This window comes from Bradyrhizobium sp. UFLA05-153, assembly GCF_054185185.1.
This window is the reverse complement of record NZ_JBBIAM010000002.1, coordinates 230,834-248,308: the sequence shown is the minus strand read 5'-3', so window position 1 is coordinate 248,308 and position 17,475 is coordinate 230,834. Positions and strand designations below refer to the sequence as shown.

At 60.9% G+C, this 17,475-nt stretch carries 15 protein-coding genes; 12 read left to right on the top strand and 3 right to left on the bottom strand.

Annotated elements, in window-relative coordinates:
* Positions 1-6 precede the first annotated feature (6 nt).
* Positions 7-363, top strand: a complete 357-nt coding sequence (locus tag Q2941_RS02515) for a cupin domain-containing protein (protein ID WP_458191536.1) — start codon at positions 7-9, stop codon at positions 361-363.
* Positions 364-569: 206 nt separating this feature from the next.
* Complete coding sequence (locus Q2941_RS02510; RefSeq protein WP_458191535.1) at positions 570-2,027, top strand: NAD-dependent succinate-semialdehyde dehydrogenase; 1,458 nt, start codon at positions 570-572, stop codon at positions 2,025-2,027.
* Between the two features lie 90 nt (positions 2,028-2,117).
* Here Q2941_RS02510 and Q2941_RS02505 read toward each other — a convergent pair whose 3' ends face one another.
* Entirely contained in the window at positions 2,118-2,807 is a 690-nt protein-coding gene (locus Q2941_RS02505; protein WP_458191534.1) for a haloacid dehalogenase type II, read from the bottom strand.
* Between the two features lie 342 nt (positions 2,808-3,149).
* Between Q2941_RS02505 and Q2941_RS02500 the strand changes: the two genes are divergently transcribed.
* A complete protein-coding gene (locus tag Q2941_RS02500; RefSeq protein WP_458191533.1) occupies positions 3,150-4,526 on the top strand; it encodes an aspartate aminotransferase family protein in 1,377 nt (458 codons plus the stop codon).
* Positions 4,527-4,542: 16 nt separating this feature from the next.
* On the opposite strand, the gene Q2941_RS02495 is transcribed toward Q2941_RS02500, so the two are convergent.
* Positions 4,543-5,019 carry an Lrp/AsnC family transcriptional regulator gene (locus tag Q2941_RS02495; protein WP_084805038.1) on the bottom strand — a complete coding sequence of 159 codons (477 nt, stop codon included), beginning with the start codon at positions 5,017-5,019 and terminating at the stop codon, positions 4,543-4,545.
* A 114-nt stretch (positions 5,020-5,133) separates the two neighbouring features.
* Positions 5,134-6,459: an NAD(P)/FAD-dependent oxidoreductase gene (locus tag Q2941_RS02490; protein ID WP_458191532.1), complete on the bottom strand. Its 1,326-nt coding sequence runs from the start codon at positions 6,457-6,459 to the stop codon at positions 5,134-5,136.
* A 163-nt stretch (positions 6,460-6,622) separates the two neighbouring features.
* Here Q2941_RS02490 and Q2941_RS02485 point away from each other — a divergent pair, with 163 nt between their 5' ends.
* The 9 genes from Q2941_RS02485 to Q2941_RS02445 all read left to right on the top strand — a co-directional run bounded on the left by Q2941_RS02485 (position 6,623) and on the right by Q2941_RS02445 (position 17,462).
* Positions 6,623-6,832: a hypothetical protein gene (locus Q2941_RS02485; RefSeq protein ID WP_458191531.1), complete on the top strand. Its 210-nt coding sequence runs from the start codon at positions 6,623-6,625 to the stop codon at positions 6,830-6,832.
* Positions 6,833-7,115: 283 nt separating this feature from the next.
* Positions 7,116-8,807 carry an ABC transporter ATP-binding protein gene (locus tag Q2941_RS02480; RefSeq protein ID WP_458191530.1) on the top strand — a complete coding sequence of 564 codons (1,692 nt, stop codon included), beginning with the start codon at positions 7,116-7,118 and terminating at the stop codon, positions 8,805-8,807.
* Complete coding sequence (locus Q2941_RS02475) at positions 8,804-10,474, top strand: peptide ABC transporter substrate-binding protein (RefSeq protein WP_458191529.1); 1,671 nt, start codon at positions 8,804-8,806, stop codon at positions 10,472-10,474. The genes Q2941_RS02480 and Q2941_RS02475 overlap by 4 nt, the downstream gene beginning before the upstream one ends.
* A 72-nt stretch (positions 10,475-10,546) precedes the next feature.
* Complete coding sequence (locus Q2941_RS02470) at positions 10,547-11,497, top strand: ABC transporter permease (RefSeq protein ID WP_458191528.1); 951 nt, start codon at positions 10,547-10,549, stop codon at positions 11,495-11,497.
* A 35-nt stretch (positions 11,498-11,532) separates the two neighbouring features.
* On the top strand, positions 11,533-12,411 hold the full coding sequence (locus Q2941_RS02465) for an ABC transporter permease (RefSeq protein ID WP_458191527.1): 879 nt from the start codon (positions 11,533-11,535) through the stop codon (positions 12,409-12,411).
* A gap of 44 nt (positions 12,412-12,455) precedes the next feature.
* A complete protein-coding gene (locus tag Q2941_RS02460; RefSeq protein WP_458191526.1) occupies positions 12,456-13,766 on the top strand; it encodes an NAD(P)/FAD-dependent oxidoreductase in 1,311 nt (436 codons plus the stop codon).
* A 59-nt stretch (positions 13,767-13,825) separates the two neighbouring features.
* Positions 13,826-15,247, top strand: coding sequence for a threonine synthase (thrC, locus tag Q2941_RS02455; protein WP_458191525.1), 1,422 nt, complete (start codon positions 13,826-13,828; stop codon positions 15,245-15,247).
* 32 nt (positions 15,248-15,279) lie between these two features.
* Entirely contained in the window at positions 15,280-16,275 is a 996-nt protein-coding gene (locus Q2941_RS02450; protein WP_458191524.1) for a homoserine kinase, read from the top strand.
* Positions 16,260-17,462 (top strand): glycine C-acetyltransferase, encoded by a 1,203-nt coding sequence (locus tag Q2941_RS02445; protein WP_458191523.1) that lies wholly within the window; start codon positions 16,260-16,262, stop codon positions 17,460-17,462. The genes Q2941_RS02450 and Q2941_RS02445 overlap by 16 nt, the downstream gene beginning before the upstream one ends.
* Positions 17,463-17,475 lie beyond the last annotated feature (13 nt).

Here is a 17,475-nt window from a genome sequence, read left to right as displayed (position 1 = left end):
GATGCCATGTCACTTCTGGTTACCATCGACACCAATCCGGACTTCGCACCAAAGAACGCCCTGCCAGTTCCGGAACGGCTCATTTCAGGCAATCCATCGTTCAAGACCTGGGCGCAGGATGCCTCGAAAGGCGAGAAGGTGCTGACCGGCGTCTGGGAAGCAACGCCCGGCGAGACCCATTCCATCAAGGGTACCACCTTCGAGTTCTGCCACATCATTTCAGGTCTTATCGAAATTGAGGAAAAGGGTGGTGAGACGAAGACGTATCGCGCCGGCGACAGCTTTGTCATGAAACCCGGCTTTGTCGGCGTCTGGCGCACGATCGAGACCGTACGAAAGATCTACGTCTGCCATCATGACTGAGCGCAATGCTGAGGGCGGCCGCAACATGCGGCCGTCAGAACAATCGGCTTTCGGGGCCGCGTCTGACCGGAGTCAACGCCGTAAAGCCATTCATTCTCGATGAATAATGCGGCGCGCTGTCCTGTATTGCTCAGATGAGACGGCCCCGTCGCGCCGCCAATCCAGGCAGTGATGGCGGGCTCACGCCTCGAGGAAGGAAGAAGTCCATGGTCTCATTGAAGGACAGTGACCTGTTTCGCCAGCAAGCCCTGATCGGCGGCAATTGGCGGGATGCGAGTACGAAGGCGGCCGTTGATGTCATCGATCCTGCCAGCCAGGCAGTTCTTGGTACCATCCCTGACATGGGGCGTGAGGAGACGAGGGCGGCTGTCAACGCCGCGGCCGATGCGTTCAGACGTTGGAAGACGAGGGCTCATGCAGAGCGTGCCGTACTGCTCGAGCGCTGGTATGAGCTCATGCGGCATCACGAGCAAGATTTGGCGCTTCTGCTGACGCTGGAACAGGGCAAGCCGCTTGCCGAATCGCTCGCCGAAATCCGTTATGGGGCGTCCTTCGTAAAATGGTTTGCGGAAGAGGCGCGCCGGATCAACGGATCGACGATCCCGTCACCTTCCGTCGATCGCCGTATCCTAGTGCTGAAGGAACCGGTCGGCGTCTGCGGGATCATCACGCCCTGGAATTTCCCCAACGCGATGATTACGCGCAAGGTGGCGCCTGCGCTTGCCGCCGGCTGCACTGTGGTCATCAAGCCGTCTGAGTTTGCGCCCTTCTCCGCCCTCGCCATCGGTGTCCTGGCGGAGCGAGCGGGAATTCCAGCGGGCGTGATCAATATCGTGACGGGCATGCCGGCGGAGATCGGCAGGGAGCTGATGGCCAATGAAACCATCCGCAAAATCTCGTTTACCGGATCGACCCGCGTAGGCGCGCTGCTGATGAAAGGCGCCGCCGACAACATCAAGAGGCTCAGCCTTGAGCTAGGCGGCAACGCGCCGTTTATCGTCTTTGACGATGCTGATCTCGACCGGGCCGTCGACGGCGCGATTGCGTCGAAGTTCCGCAATGGAGGACAGACCTGCGTCTGCTGCAATCGCTTTCTGGTGCAATCAGGCATTTACGACGCCTTCGCACAGAAGCTCGCCAGCCGGGTCGCCAAAATGAAGGTCGGCGCCGGCACGGAAGACGGCGTCGCAATCGGGCCGATGATCAATGGCGCGGCGATCGAAAAGATCAAGCGGCACGTCACGGATGCCCTGGATAAGGGCGCAAAGATCATCTCGCAGAGTGAGGCGATGCCGGAAGGTCGGCAATATGCGCGCCCTGTCGTGCTCGGTGGCGCAACCACCGAGATGCTCTTGGCTTCAGAAGAGACTTTCGGTCCGGTCGCACCGCTTTTCCGCTTTGAGACCGAGGACGAGGCGATTGCGATCGCAAACGGCACGCCATTCGGCCTTGCCGCCTATTTCTACACTGAAAACCTCAAGCGCTCATGGCGTGTTGCCGAGGCGCTGGAATTCGGCATGGTCGGCTTGAACACCGGCCTGATCTCGACTGAGGTTGCACCGTTCGGTGGTGTCAAGCAGTCGGGCCTCGGACGCGAGGGATCCCAGCTTGGGATAGAGGAATATCTCGAGATCAAGGCGCTCCATGTCGGTGGGTTGGGTTGAGAGGTCGATCGATCCATCAGCTGAAGCATAAAAAAGGGGGCGGTTGAACCGCCCCCTTTTTTGTCACAACAACTCTGAACCTCCGTGCATTCACGCGCTTTTGCGAAGCGGCTCCAAGCCGACTGCCGCAGCGAGCCCGCCGATGTCAGCCACTTCGGTGTATTCATAGAACGGGTTCGCGGGCTCGTGACCACGGTTCACCCATACCTTGCTCTTGATGCCCAGGTCATAGGCCGTCATCAGGTCGTAGCGGAATGAGGAGGAGACGTGGGTGATGTCCTCCGGACCGCAGCCCAGCTTGTCCAGCATGTATTCGAAGCCCCTCATCTGCGGCTTGTAGGCGCCGGTCTCCTCGGCCGTGATGACCGTGTGAAAGGGAGCGCCGAGCTTCTCCACGTTCGACATGATGAGGCTCTTCATGGAATTCGACAGAATGACCAGCGGGATTTCCTTTGCAACCCGAGCCAAGCCTGCCGGAACGTCGGGATGCGGGCCCCATGTCGGCACCTCGTCATAGATGCGCTCGGCGTGCTCCGGCCGGAATGCGATGCCGTTGCGCTTGCAGGCGCGCTCCAGCGCATTGTGCACGACGTCAAGATAGGGTTTCCAAGCGCCGAGAACCTCGTCCAGGCGATAGGCCGAAAAATCCTTGATCAGCTTTGCCATCGCCGCGGACGACAGCTCCGAGCCATAGACGCGCGTGGCCGCGCCGGCCATGTCGAAATTCGTCAACGTGCCGTAGCAGTCGAAGGTGATGTATTTGGGTCTGAACGTCGCCATAGCTCCAATCCTCGTGATCTCACGCACCGCTTGCCGGTACGACAAGCATCATAGCGAGCAGCAGACAAGACAAAGCGCCGATGTCGCGGCGGCCGGGAGCAGATTGTGTCGTATCGGATCTGAGCTGTGGCAGAGAGTTGTGCGAAAAGGCGCCTCCTGCGTGAGCGCAAATGCCTTGCGTAGGCCGATGCCGGCATAAGATGCGGCGCCGATCGTCAATGACAGTCAAAATGCCCTTCGTCCGTGTTCAGCCTGAGAGCAACTGCTGTCTTGGTCATCCTACGTTGAGTGCGAAAACATCGGGGTAGCCGCACAAATCTTGCGGTTGATCTGGAGGACGACATGTTGAGCAACTCGCTGATTGAACTCGATCGCGCGCATCTGATTCATCCGGTCTCATCCTATCGCAGCCACGAGGCGACTGGCGTCCGCGTGCTGAAGTCAGGCAGGGGCGCGACGTTGACCGATGTCTCGGGCCGTCAATTGCTGGACGGCTTCGCCGGCCTGTGGTGTGTCAATGCGGGCTACGGACAGGACAGCATCGTTGAAGCGGCTTTGAAGCAGCTCCGCGAGCTCCCTTATGCGACGGGCTATTTCGGGTTGGGCTCCGACCCGGCTATCCGGCTCGCCGCAAGGCTGGCTGAATTGGCGCCTGGCGATCTGAACCATGTCTATTTCACCTTGGGCGGCTCCGATGCCGTCGACAGCACGATCCGGTTCATTCGGTACTATTATCATGCCAAGCGTACGCCACAGAAGGATCAGTTCATTTCCGTCGAGTCTGGCTACCATGGATCGTCGACGGCGGGGGCCGGCTTGACCGCGCTGCCGGCCTTTCATACGGGCTTCGGAGTACCATACGACTGGCAGCACAAAATCCCGTCGCACTACGCTTATCGCAATCCTGTCGGTTCCCATCCCCAGGCTATCATTGCGGCGTCGGTCGCCGCTCTGCGGGCCAAGATCGCCGAGCTCGGCGCCGAACGCGTCGCCGCCTTCTATGTCGAGCCGATACAGGGATCAGGGGGCGTTCTCGTTCCGCCGCCGTCTTGGCTCAAGGCCATGCATGGTGTTTGCAAGGAGTACGACATTCTGTTCGTTGCGGATGAGGTCATCACCGGCTTTGGCCGAGTCGGTCCGCTCTTCGCCTGTGAAGAGGATGACGTCGTGCCGGATCTCATGACCACGGCAAAGGGACTGACCTCGGGTTATGTGCCGATGGGGGCCGTTCTGATGTCGGACCGCGTCTACAACACCATTGCCGATGGTGCCGGCAAGGCGGCCGTGGGCCACGGTTACACCTATTCCGCCCATCCCGTCAGCGCGGCGGTCGGACTTGCGTGCCTTGATCTCTATGAAAACGGCTTGCTGGAAAACGGCCGAAAGGCCGGGCATCGGCTCATGGAGGGTCTTCGCGCGCTGGCCGATCATCCACTCGTCGGCGATATCAGGGGTCGCGGCATGCTGGCTGCGATCGAGCTCGTGACTGACAAGGAGCGCAAGACGCCTCTGCCGGCGGAAGCCGACGCGGCGCGCCGCATTTTTGACCGCGCTTGGGACAACGGTCTCGTCATCCGAGCCTTCGCGCAAGGCGTACTGGGCTATGCGCCGCCGCTGTGCTGCACGGACGCGGACATCGACGGCATCATCGAGCGGACCAGGAAGACTCTCGACCAGACGCTCGAAGACAAGGACGTTCGCGCGGCCATGATAGGATAAGGATCGAGCCTGTCCTCTAGCCGTTGAATATGCTTTCGAGAGGCAAATGAGATTTCACGATCGGCGACTTCAGCACGACGAAACTGAAGTATTTGTCGATACCGATATCCATCTCGACCAGGCGTTCCATCACCGCCTGGTATTCGCTGATCCCTGCCGTGATGAATTTCACAAGATAATCGTACCCGCCCGAGACGAGATGGCATTCGACAACGGAATCAATCTTTTCGATCGTTGTGAGGAAGCGCGCGAAATCGATCTGCCGGTGATTCTTGAGGGTGATTTCGGCGAAGACAGTCAGAGTTTGACCGAGTTTGGCAACGTCGATCTGGGCGGAATAGCCGGTAATGAAGCCCTCCGACTGTAGCCTCTTGACTCGCATCAGGCACGGGCTCGGGGACAGGTTTATCAGCTCGGCGAGCTCGACGTTGGAAATCCGCCCGTTCTTCTGCAATTCGCATAAAATCCTGATGTCGATCTTATCGAGCTTCATAGCAATGCCATGAGATGGGCCCGACAACGGCGTCAAGGCTTTGAGGCTTTAGCGTCATAGGCATTGTCATAACACCAACCAGCATTTTTTCCCACCGGGGGTGGAAACTGGATTCTAGAAGTCGCTGACCTTGCCCCAGGCGCTCATTTTCAGCCGCTCCGGCCTGTAAGGGCGCGGGTCGACGATTGGCGCGCTGCCCGCAATGATGTCTGCGATCATACGCCCGGCGCCTGGGCCGATCCCGAAGCCGTGGCCGCTGAACCCTGCGGCCAGCACGAAACCTGGAATCGACTGAACTTCGCCGATTGCGGGGATGCCGTCTGGCGTGCTGTCGATGTAGCCGGCCCAGACATTCGAGATTTCGACGTGCTCAAGTTCCGGCAGCAGCTTGCAAGCTCGTCGATGCGTCGCCCGAATCTGCTTCATGTCAGGGCGAGGATCGAGCGTGCGGTTCAGCTCCATCGGGGTCACCTCATCCAGCCCCCATTTAGTCAGCGTTTCATGGCCCTGCCGCAGCCCTTCGAAAGCCCCAGGGCTGAGACTTCGCCACCGGCGGGCGAACATGGGCAGGAATTCGCGGCCGAATCTGAATTGCTGCGGCGTGGGGTCAACTCGCGCGCGCCCGCTGATAGCGAGCGTGTATCCACCATTGCCCCGCCGGGTGAGCGAGACGAGCCCGGTGTAAAGAGCATCAGGCAGGCCGGGGGCGCCAGGAGCCAGCGCGAGAATCGACTGGCGCACGGATGCCTGCGGGAAACGAATTCCCAACTGGTTGCAGAATGAGGAGGCCCACGCGCCTCCTGCCATGACCGCCGTTTTCGTCCGGATCGTGCCGGCTTCGGTCACCACGCCGCTGACCCGGCCGCCATTGAGCTCCAAGCCGCGCGCCGCGCATTGCTGATGCACCGTGCCGCCCGCCGCCATGATCGCACGCGCGGCGATGGGCACCGCCTTTGAGGTATCTGCCGTCCCATCGGTTGGAGAGAAGACGCCGCCTTTCCATTTGCGGCCCGTCGCCTTGCCTCGCTCGCTCGCTTCTTCCGCACTCAACATGTGCGTCGTGACGCCCACCGTTCTGGCGAAGTCTCGCCATTTGGCCCAGCCCTCCAGCTCACTTTCGTCGTTCGACAAATACAACAACCCGCAGCGACGAAAACCCGTATCCTCACTGGTCTCCTCGGCAACTCTCTCCCAGAGATCGAGGCTCTTGGTTGCAAGCGGCAACTCGCGCGCGTTGCGGTTCTGTTGCCGGCACCATCCCCAGTTGCGGCTAGACTGCTCGGCTGCGACGCGGCCCTTCTCAAGCAAGGCAACCTTGAGGCCGCGACGGGCGAGGTAGTAGCTTGCGAACACGCCCACGACGCCGCCGCCGATAACGACGACGTCCGCCTCACGAGGCAGGGATGGACTGGATTTGATATGCAGGAGCGGCGCGCTCATCGGACTGGGATCTCCGGTGGTTGCGTAGCGTAACCGAGGAATTGCGGCAGGCCTCCGCGGACTTTGGTCATGAGACCGAATATCCTGCGGTTTATTGCCTTTGACACAGGCTATTATTGCGAAAATACTTTGCTTGCGTTGCAGCTTGCAGGCGGCGAGACGAATGCACGTGCTCCTGCAATCCATCGCGCGCTTCCCGGCAAGCGCCACGGCAGGCCTGGCGGCGCAGACTGAAATGCCAAATCGGACTTCGTTTTCAGAAGTTCCTGCTGCTTCGATGCCGGCTTTCGGCGACTCCGGGCTGATTCAAATCGTCAAGATCGGCAGAACCAGTCGATCGATCGGCGAAAGTCCGCGGAGGCAACTTGCATGAGCCGTGTCCCGGAGCAGGCCTTCGCAGAAGCGATCAAGTCATGACGTGGATGTCAGCTGAGGTTCGCTTTGATCGAAATGGCCGATCGGGTCGGCGCTGCGCTCTGAGCAACCGCTCTTGCTTCTTGCGCGAAGAGGCCTGAATCATGTCGCAGTCTCCAATGAAGGAATGGCAAGTTGAGGGGCGAGTTGTCGACCTGTCCAGGGAGCGTGGAGGCGCAAGGAGCCGAAGGCGCCGGCCGCAGCAAGATGACGGAATTGGCTTGAAAGGGGAGGATGCTCTTATGGCCTCTGGCATCCAGGTGGCAAGCCCCGCCGATGTCGCGCTGTCGGTGCGCGAGCTGACCGTGAGTCTGCCTGAAGGAATGGAGCGGGCCCACGCCGTCGAGAATATCTCCTTCGATCTGAAACGCGGACAGATTCTCTGTATCATCGGGGAATCCGGATCGGGCAAGTCCGTCACCGCCAACGCGATCATGGGGCTTCTGCCGAAGGCGATCCGGGTCTCTGCGGGTGCCATCCACCTGGATGGGACGAACATCGTGAGCCTCTCGCGCGACAAGCTCCGAAGCCTGCGCGGCCGCGTTGTTTCAATGATCTTTCAAGACCCTCTCTCGGCACTCAACCCGCTGATGACCGTGGGCGCGCAGATCGAGGAGGTGATGGCCGCACACGATGTCGGCACGTCGGCCTCCCGTCGCAGCAGGGCCATCGACCTGTTGATTGAAGTGGGTCTGCCCGATCCGCAGCTGATGTATCACCAGTATCCATTCCGGCTTTCGGGCGGACAGCGTCAGCGCGTGATGATCGCCATGGCTCTGGCTCTAGAGCCCGCGATCCTGATTGCAGACGAGCCGACCACCGCACTGGACGTGACGACTCAGGCGCAGATCCTCAAATTGATCCGCGACATTCAGCGCCGCAAGGGGATGAGCGTCATGTTCATCACCCATGATTTCGGCGTCGTGGCCGAGATCGCCGACTACGTTGTGGTGATGGAGAAAGGCCATTGCGTGGAGCAGGGCAGTGCCGAGCAGGTGCTGAAGTCGCCCAGCCACCTCTATACGCGGCGCCTGATCGCGGCCGTGCCGCACCTGACCGCCACGGACCGTGATCCCTTGGACGCTGCCGACAGGGGACCTATCCTGAAGGTTGAATGCCTTGTAAAGACCTATCGCAGCGGCAGCGCACTTTTCCGTACGCAGCGCATCGTGCCCGCGGTCAATGGCGTCACCTTCGATCTCACGTCGGGGCGCACGTTGGGCGTCGTCGGCGAAAGCGGCTCGGGGAAATCGTCGCTCGGCCGACTGCTGATCAAGCTTATGGACAGCGACAGCGGCTCGATTCTGTTCGAGGGCCGCGACCTTGCTGGGCTTTCGGAAGCCAAGTTTCGGCCGCTGCGGCCAAAAATCCAGATGATCTTCCAGGATCCTTTTGCCTCGCTCAATCCGCGATCGACGGTCGGGCAAATTCTGACAGTTGGTCCGGTCGCGCATGGGATGCGCCACAGTGAAGCCTGCGAGCGAGCACGGGAGCTTCTGTTCCATGTCGGTCTCGATTCAGGAGCCTTCGATCGCTATCCACACGAATTCTCCGGCGGGCAGCGCCAACGCATCGGCATCGCCCGGGCGCTGATGTTCAAGCCGAAGCTGCTGATCGCTGACGAGGCCGTTTCAGCGCTCGATGTATCGATCCAGGCGCAGATCCTGAAGCTGCTGGACCAGATTCAGCGCGAGACGGGCGTCTCGATGATCTTCATCACCCATGATCTGCGCGTTGCCAGCCAGATCTGCGATGAAATCGCGGTCATGCATCGAGGACAAATCGTGGAACGCGGACCGCCATCCCAGATCTTTCTCGCTCCGAACTCCAGTTACACGCGAGAACTGGTAGCGGCGATCCCGGGCGAGCAGCCCGGAGGCATGCTCCAACATGAAGGCTACGTCGAGTACCCCAAGCAAGGAGAGACGTTATGACCAAGCGTTCTGCGGATTCATCGAACTACTCGCGGCGCGATGCCCTGCGAATGGTGGCGTTCGGCGGAGCTGCTGTCTTCATCACGCCGAACCTTCTTGGTAAGCCCGCCTTCGCACGTACCTCTGCGGCAAAGCCGACCGGTCGTGTGATCGTCGGGCTCGGACAAGAGCCGACCGTCTTCAATCCGCTGATGGTGCACATCGAAGTCGATGATGGCGTGCATTTCTCGGTCTTCGATGCGCTCTTCCGCATCGATCCTCAAGGCGTCATTCAGCCCAACCTTGCGGCGGAAGTGCCGGACCAGAAGAATGGCGGAATTTCGGAGGACGGTCTCAAGTGGCGCATCCGCCTGCGTGACGACGTTCGCTGGCACGACGGCACGCCTTTCGGCGCCGAGGACGTGAAGTTCACGCTCGAACTGATCATGAACCCCAACTTCCGGAGTTGGCGCACCGCCGGACATGCTCTCGTGCGCGACATCACAGTGATCTCGCCGACGGAGATCTCGTGGCGAATGGAAGAGCCCTTTGCGCCCTATTTGTCCTTCCTGACCGAAACCTTCATCATCCCCAAGCACATCCTCGAGAAGGAGGCCAATCCGAACAACGCCGCCTTCAATCAGGCGCCGGTCGGCACCGGTCCGTTCAAGTGGGGCCAGCGGGTCGCCGGCGATCATCTCGAGCTTGTAGCTAACCCCGACTATTTCGGTGAAGGTCCTCACATCGAGAGGCTGGTCTTCAAATACATTCCCGATCTCACCGTCCTCTACACCCAATTCAAGAGCGGCGACGTTGATCTGGTGGGTCAGCCCTACATCACCCCAGACCACTACGGGGAAGCCAAGACGCTGCCGAACCGCGTCGTGACCCTCGTCCCGAGGACCTCGTTCGAATCCTTCTACCTGAACCTCGAGCGCCCGCAGTTCAAGGAGCTTGCTGTTCGCGAGGCGCTCTACGCGGCGATCGACAAGGAGGCGATCATCCAGGGGCTCTATTACGGGGTGCCGACGCCGACAGAGACGTTCATGCCGCGGCAGTCCTTCTTCTTCAATTCCAATCTGCCCCTGCACCAATTCGACTTGAACCGCGCGGGCAAGATCCTCGATCAGGCCGGCTGGGCAAAGGGCGCGGACGGCATTCGTGCCAAGAACGGCGTTCGCCTGTCCTTTACCAATTCGACCACGTCCGGCGATCCCCTGCGCGAACAGGTGCAGCAGTTCCTGCAGCAGACCTTTGCGCAGCTGGGCGTCGAGATGAAGATATCGAACCTGCCGGCCGCCGTGATGTGGGGCGAGTTCTGGACGCAATCGCAGTTCGATTCCGTGATCGTCGGCAGCTCGTATCTGATCGGCGCCGACCCGGACGTCACCAATCGCCTGCACTCGCGTTCGATCGCAGTGAAAGGCGGTCGCGGCTCGAACAATGCACAGTATACAAATCCGGAGGTCGATGCCCTGCTCGACAAGGGCGCGCGGACCTTCGATCCTGAAGCCCGGCGCGCGATCTACTCTCGCATCCAGGAACTTGTCCGTCGCGATCTGCCCTTCCTTCCGTTGTACCAGAGCAATGCGGTCGAAGGCCTCAAGAAGGGGATCAACGGTTTCGTGCCGAATGGCAATACGCGCACGGAATCCTGGAACGCGCTGGCCTGGTATTGGGCGAGCTGATGTGCTGCCGGCCGAGGCCCGTGGCCGAGGTCGGCGCTGGAGTGATGCTGCAACGCCAACATGGTGACTCGAATGTCCGGGTTCCTGCTCAATCGTCTCTCGCAGAGCATCGTGCTGCTGGTGATCGTCTCGATCATCGGCTTCACGGTTCTCAACCTCATGCCGGGCGGTCCTCTCGCGCAGTTCGGGCTCGATCCGGGCATGACCCAGAAGGATGTGGAGCGGCTCGCAGCGCAGCTCGGGTTGAACCGGCCGCTATGGATACAGTATCTCGATTGGGCCTGGCGGCTGCTCCAGGGCGATTGGGGACACTCCTTCCGCGATGGCTCTTCGGTGCTGGCGGTAATTGGTCGACACCTGCTGGCGACGCTGCTGCTCATGGGTACGTCCACCGCATTTGCGATCGCCGCCGGCGCCTGGATCGGAATCCGCGGCGCCACCCATCGCTACTCCCTGTTTGACTACTGCGCGACCGTCGGCGCCATGGTTGCCCTGTCGGTTCCGACTTTCTGGTTCGGCCTCATCGGCATCTACATCTTCACCCTGAAGCTCGGGTGGGTTCCTGCAGGTAACATGTACACGATCGGCGATGGCTCGGTGCTGGACTATTTGCATCACCTGATTTTGCCGAGCTTGGTGCTGTCGCTCGTTCATGTCGCAATCTGGAGCCGCTACATGCGCACGGCGACTCTCGATGCGCTAAGTCAGGATTTCGTCAAGACCGCCCGCGCCAAGGGCGTTAGCGAGCGTCGCATCCTGCTGAAGCATGTCGTAGGCAATGCGTTGCTGCCGATGATCACCCTAGCGGGGATGCAGCTGCCCAGCATTCTGACCGGCGCATTGGTCACCGAGACGGTCTTTACGTGGCCCGGAATGGGTCGGCTGTTTCTCGATAGTCTCGGTTACAGCGACTATCCGGTCGTGATGGGGCTATTGATATTCTCGGCCATCCTGGTCGTGTTGGGCAACCTGATCGCAGACATCATCATCGCCACCGTCGACCCGCGCATTCGCCTGGGGTGAGCCCGCCGGCTCACGCCTGTTACAGGAGGCAAGTCATGACCGCCATCGTCGCACACTCAGCTCCGGCTCGCTGGTGGCACAGCCGTGCGGTGTACCGCTTCATGCGTCATCATCTGGCGCTCGTTGGGATCGCGATGATCAGCCTGCTCGTGCTGGCGTGCGTCCTCGGTCCCTATGCCTTGCCTTACGACACCCTCCAAATCGATCTGCGCGCCCGCTTTGCTCCGCCTCTCAGCGGTCACCACTACTTGGGAACCGACCCCTTGGGACGTGACTTGGCCGTACGGCTCCTGATGGCCGGGCGCATCTCGCTGCTGGTGGGTTTCTCGGCGATGTTGCTATCAACGCTGATCGGCACCCTTGTCGGCGTCACGGCGGGCTATCGCGGTGGCTGGATCGGGGCGGCGCTGATGCGCACCGTGGACGGCTTTCTGTCCTATCCCTCGATCTTCCTCGTCCTGGCGCTGGCCGCGACGCTGCGGCCGAGTCCCGTCATGATCACGGTCATCATTGCCGTCACGAGCTGGATGGAAACTGCCAGGATCGTCGAGGCCGAAGTCCGCTCGCTGCGCGAGCGCGAGTTTGTCCAGGCTGCACGCATGGTGGGGCTCAGTCGTAAGCATATCATGTTCCGCGAGATCTTGCCCAATGCCATGGGTCCCATCATCGTCGCCGCAAGCCTGGCGGTCGCCCGCGCGATTCTTCTGGAAGCCTATATCAGCTTCCTCGGCTACGGCATCCAGCCGCCGCTGCCGAGCTGGGGCAACATGCTCAACGGCGCCCAGCAATACCTGGCGAGCGCTCCATGGCTCGCCATCATTCCCGGTGCCGCAATTACGATTGCGGTGACGAGCTTCAACTTCATCGGCGACGGCCTGCGAGATGCCCTCGACGTTCGAAACGACCACATTTGATAATTCCAGCCGAGCCACTGCTGAACATACGAGAAGCAACCGCCATGCACGCGCCGAGAGTTGACGAGAAGGCGACGCCCTACTGGTGGGAAGCCTCACCGCTCAAGCCGCTGCCCCAACAGCCACTGCCCAAGAAGCTCGACGTGCTGATCGTGGGCGCGGGCTATGCCGGGCTTTCGGCCGGTCTGGTGCTGGCGCGCGAAGGACGTTCCGTTGCGGCGTTCGATGCGATGGATCCGGGAGAGGGAGCTTCTACGCGCAACGGCGGGATCACCAGCGGAACCATTCGGCCGGATTTCGCGACGCTCACGCGGCGGTTCGGGGAGGAGAGGGCGCTGGCGATCGAGGCCGAAGGCAAGAGCGCACGCGAATTCCTGTACGATTTCATCAAGACGGAAGGGCTTGCCTGCGACTTCCAGCCGGTGGGACAGTTCAAAAGCGCATTCGGCTATGAACAATACGAATCCATGGCGCGGACCGCGGAGAGGCTCGCGAAGAGGCTTGGGATCGAGGCTTACGCAGTTCCCTATTCCGAGCAGCGGAAGTACATCGGCACGGATGTTTATCGCGGCGGCACGGTTCGGATGGACATCGGCGGGCTGCATCCGGCGAAATTTCACGCCGAACTCCTGCGCGTCGCGCTCGCTTCGGGGGTGACCCTCCACGGTCGAACACAGGTCATCTCGATCGAGAGGGATGGCTCCGGATTCTGCGTCGTCACTTCGGCCGGCTTGGTGCAGGCACGTCAGGTGCTGGTCTGCACGAATGGTTACACCGATGGTGCCGTGCCCTTCCTGCGTCGCAGGTTGGTCCCGGTCCGCAGCCGGATCATTGCGACAGAGCAACTCGCGCCAGACGTCATGACGCGGCTGATGCCGAAACGGATGATGATCACCGAGAATCGGGAGGTCGGCTTCTATTACCGGCCTTCGCCGGACGGCAAACGCATTCTGCTCGGTGGCCGCGACAGCTCCCGCGTCGGCGATCCAGTCGCCCCGAAGCTGCTTCTCCGCAAGGGCCTGATCAATCTGTTTCCGGAACTGGAGAGCGTTCGCCTCTCGCACAGCTGGTTCGGCAACGTGGCGATGAACCGCGACATGATTCCTCGCATCTTCGAGAAGGACGGCATCGTCTATGCCACCGGCTTTTGCGGCTCGGGCGTGGTCTGGGCGCCTTGGGTCGGTATGCATGCAGCCCACAAGCTCATGGGGCATGAGGAGCGGGCGCGCACGGCCTTTGACTTCCGCCCTCCGGCCTTCATCCCGTTCTATCGAGGCAATCCCTGGTTCATGCCCGCCTTCATTCAGGGCTATCGGATGCGGGACCGGATCGCGCTGTGGCGCGCCAGCCGCTGAAGGGCCGGCAGCATAGCGTCCAACCAGCGGCACTGCCGCTTCTCGAAAGAAGAGCATCGATGCACTACGTCTCCACACGCGGCCATTCGGGCCGCAAGCAGTTCTGCGAGATATTGCTCGAGGGGCTCGCGCAGGATGGTGGGCTCTACGTTCCTGAGAGCTACCCGCGCGTGGACAGCGCTACGCTAAAGAGGTGGCGTAGCTTGCCGTACCCAAGCCTGGCCTTCGAAATCCTGTCGCTCTATGTCAGCGACATTCCGCCGGCCGACCTGAAGGCAATCTGTGAAAAGACCTATACCTCGGAGGTATTCGGAAGTCCTGCTATCGCGCCGCTGCGAAAGCTGGAGCCAGGGCTTTACCTGCAAGGCCTGTCGAACGGCCCTACGCTGGCGTTCAAGGACATGGCCATGCAATTGCTCGGCAATCTGCTCGAGTACGAATTGGAGCGGCGACACGAGGAATTGAACATTCTTGGCGCGACCAGTGGCGACACCGGCAGCGCGGCAGAATACGCCATGCGCGGCAAGAAGGGGGTACGGGTGTTCATGCTCTCGCCCCACGGACGAATGAGCGCCTTTCAACAAGCTCAGATGTTCAGCCTTCAGGACGACAACATCCACAACATCGCGATAGACGGCGTGTTCGACGATTGCCAGGACATCGTCAAACGCGCGTCAGGCGACCTGGAATTCAAGCGACGATACAACATCGGGGCAGTCAATTCGATCAACTGGGCGAGGTTGGTCGCGCAGGTCGTCTATTACTTTTCCGGTTACCTGCAAGCGTCCGAAACGGCGCCGGAAGGCGTGAGCTTTGCCGTGCCTTCAGGAAACTTCGGCAACATCTGCGCCGGTCACGTTGCGCGCATGATGGGGCTTCCGATCTCTCGTCTCGTCCTTGCAACCAACGAAAACGACGTGCTCGACGAGTTCTTCCGCACCGGCATCTATCGCGTTCGAAGCCGCGCGGACACGCTGGAAACATCCAGCCCTTCCATGGACATTTCCAAAGCCTCGAATCTCGAGCGTTTCATGTTCGATCTGCTCGGTCGCGACGCCAATCGAACGAAATTGCTGTTTGACGATCAGCTCCGTGAGCGAGCGTCGTTCGATCTGAGCGGAGATCCCAGCTTCGCAAAGGCGGCTACTCGCTTCGGCTTCCGCAGCGGCAAGAGCACTCACGCCGAACGGCTCGCGACGATCCGGGACACCTGGGACCGTTACGGCACCATGATCGATCCACACACTGCCGACGGCGTGAAGGTCGGACGTATGCATGTAAGTCCCGAGACGCCGATGATCGTTCTCGAAACGGCACTTCCCATCAAATTCGTAGCGACGATCAGGGAAGCGTTAGGTCGCGAGCCGGATCGCCCGCAACGTTTCGATGGCATCGAAGATTTGCCGAAACGGGTCAGAGTCCTTCCGGCAGATGCAGAGGCGGTCGAGAACTACATCGCCGACGTCGTGCAAGGCAGCTGAACAGACGAGTCCGGACCGGGAGGTGCTGCACGATGGCCGTCTTTACCGAGTTGACGTTCGACGAGGTCGCCGCGTTCTTTCGAGCGCTGGGTCTAGGTGCACCCCATTCCGTTCACGGCATCACCAGCGGAATTGAGAACACCAACTACTTCGTCGATACGGATGGTGGGACCTACGTGCTCACCTTGTTTGAGCGTCTCACATTCGAGCAACTGCCGTTTTACCTGCACTTTATGAAGCATCTTGCGACGCGGGGCATGCCTGTGCCGGATCCGGTTGCTGACGCAAATGGCGCAATTCTTCACACGCTGAGGGAGCGACCCGCGGCAGTCGTCGACAGGCGTCCCGGTGCAAGCGAGACTGAGCCCACGGCCGCCCACTGCAATGCGGTTGGGCAGTTTTTGGGGCGCTTGCACTTGGCCGGGACCGATTACCCGCGAGAACAGGCCAATCCGCGGGGTCTGCAATGGTGGAACGAGGTCGTGCCGGTGCTCAGCCCCTGCGTATCTGCTGGACAGCGCTCGCTGCTGGACAGCGAACTAGCCTATCAGAACCAGATCGCCTTGTCCTCGGATTACCGGCAGCTTCCCCGAGGGCCAGTGCACGCTGATCTCTTTCGCGACAATGCGTTGTTCGAGGGCGGGCAGCTGTCCGGTGTCCTCGATTTCTACTTCGCCGGATGCGAAGCGCTGCTGTTCGATATCGCGGTTTGCCTCAATGACTGGTGCGTCGATGGTGCTGGCGGCTGCGACGACGTCGAACGCTCTGCCGCGTTGCTCGGCGCCTATGGAAGCGTCCGCGAGCTAACTCCGTCGGAACGCATGCTGCTTCCGGCCATGCGGCGCGCAGCGGCGTTTCGGTTCTGGCTGTCGCGTCTCTGGGACGTCTATCGGCCACGCCACGCGACGCTACTCAAGCCACACGACCCCAGCCACTTCGAACACATGTTGCGCGGACTTCGGGAAGCACCATCAAGATCGTCGAAACTGCGGCAGCGAGGATTGGGGGTAACATGGCGTCGACTCTAGCAGGCCGGGTTCGCGAGCTTCTTGCGCAGATCGAAACCGAAGGGCTGTACAAGCGCGAGCGGGTCATCACGAGCGCCCAGGCGGGCCGGATCAGTGTCGGTTGGCAGTCTTCCGAGCGCGAACTCATCAATCTTTGCGCAAACAACTACCTCGGCCTAGCCAATCATCCCGAAGTCGTCGCAGCCGCAAAGCGAGGTCTGGATGAGTTCGGGTTTGGCATGGCATCGGTGCGCTTCATCTGCGGCACGCAGACCCTGCACCGCGAACTCGAGCGCACGATCGCCCGCTATTTGTGCAAGGATGACGCCATCCTGTTCGCGGCCTGCTTCGACGCCAATGGCGGGGTCTTCGAGCCGCTTCTGGAGGCCGACGACGCCATCATTTCGGATTCTCTCAATCACGCTTCCATTATCGACGGAGTGCGTCTTTGCAAGGCGAGGCGCTACCGCTTCGCCAACGGCGACATGAACGAGCTTGAGGATCGGCTCAAAGAAGCCGACAGGGACGGGGCTCGGTTCAAATTGATCGCCACGGACGGCGTGTTTTCGATGGACGGATACGTCGCCAGGCTCCCCGCCATTTGCGCCTTGGCCGAGAAGTACGGCGCTGTTGTCATGGTCGATGACTGCCATGCCACCGGCCATCTGGGCGAAGCCGGCCGCGGCACACCGACGCTGACAGGCACAAGCCGGCAGGTCGATATTGTCACGGGGACGCTCGGCAAGAGCCTGGGTGGCGCGATGGGCGGCTTTGTTGCGGCGTCGCAACCCATTGTTGATCTGCTTCGACAGCGAGCGCGTCAATATCTCTTCTCCAACAGCCTCGCTCCGGCAGTGGCGGCGGGATCGATCAAGGCGATCCAGATCGCGGAAAGGGCCGACGACCGACGGCAGCTCCTTGCTGCGCATACACGGCGCTTTCGGTCGGGCTTGGAGAAGGCCGGGTTCGAGTTGCTCGCGGGAGAATCGCCAATCATTCCAGTCATGCTGCAGGACGCGCGCCTGGCGCAGGATATGGCAGCCGCGCTGGATGAACGCGGCATCTACGTCGCCGCGTTCTTCTATCCCGTCGTCCCCAAAGGAAGGGCGCGGATCAGGACACAGATGTCCGCCGCCTTGACCGAGAAAGACGTTGAACAGGCGATCGATGCCTTCACCGATGCCGGCAAAGCGCTCGGCGTGATTTGATGGTTACAAAGGT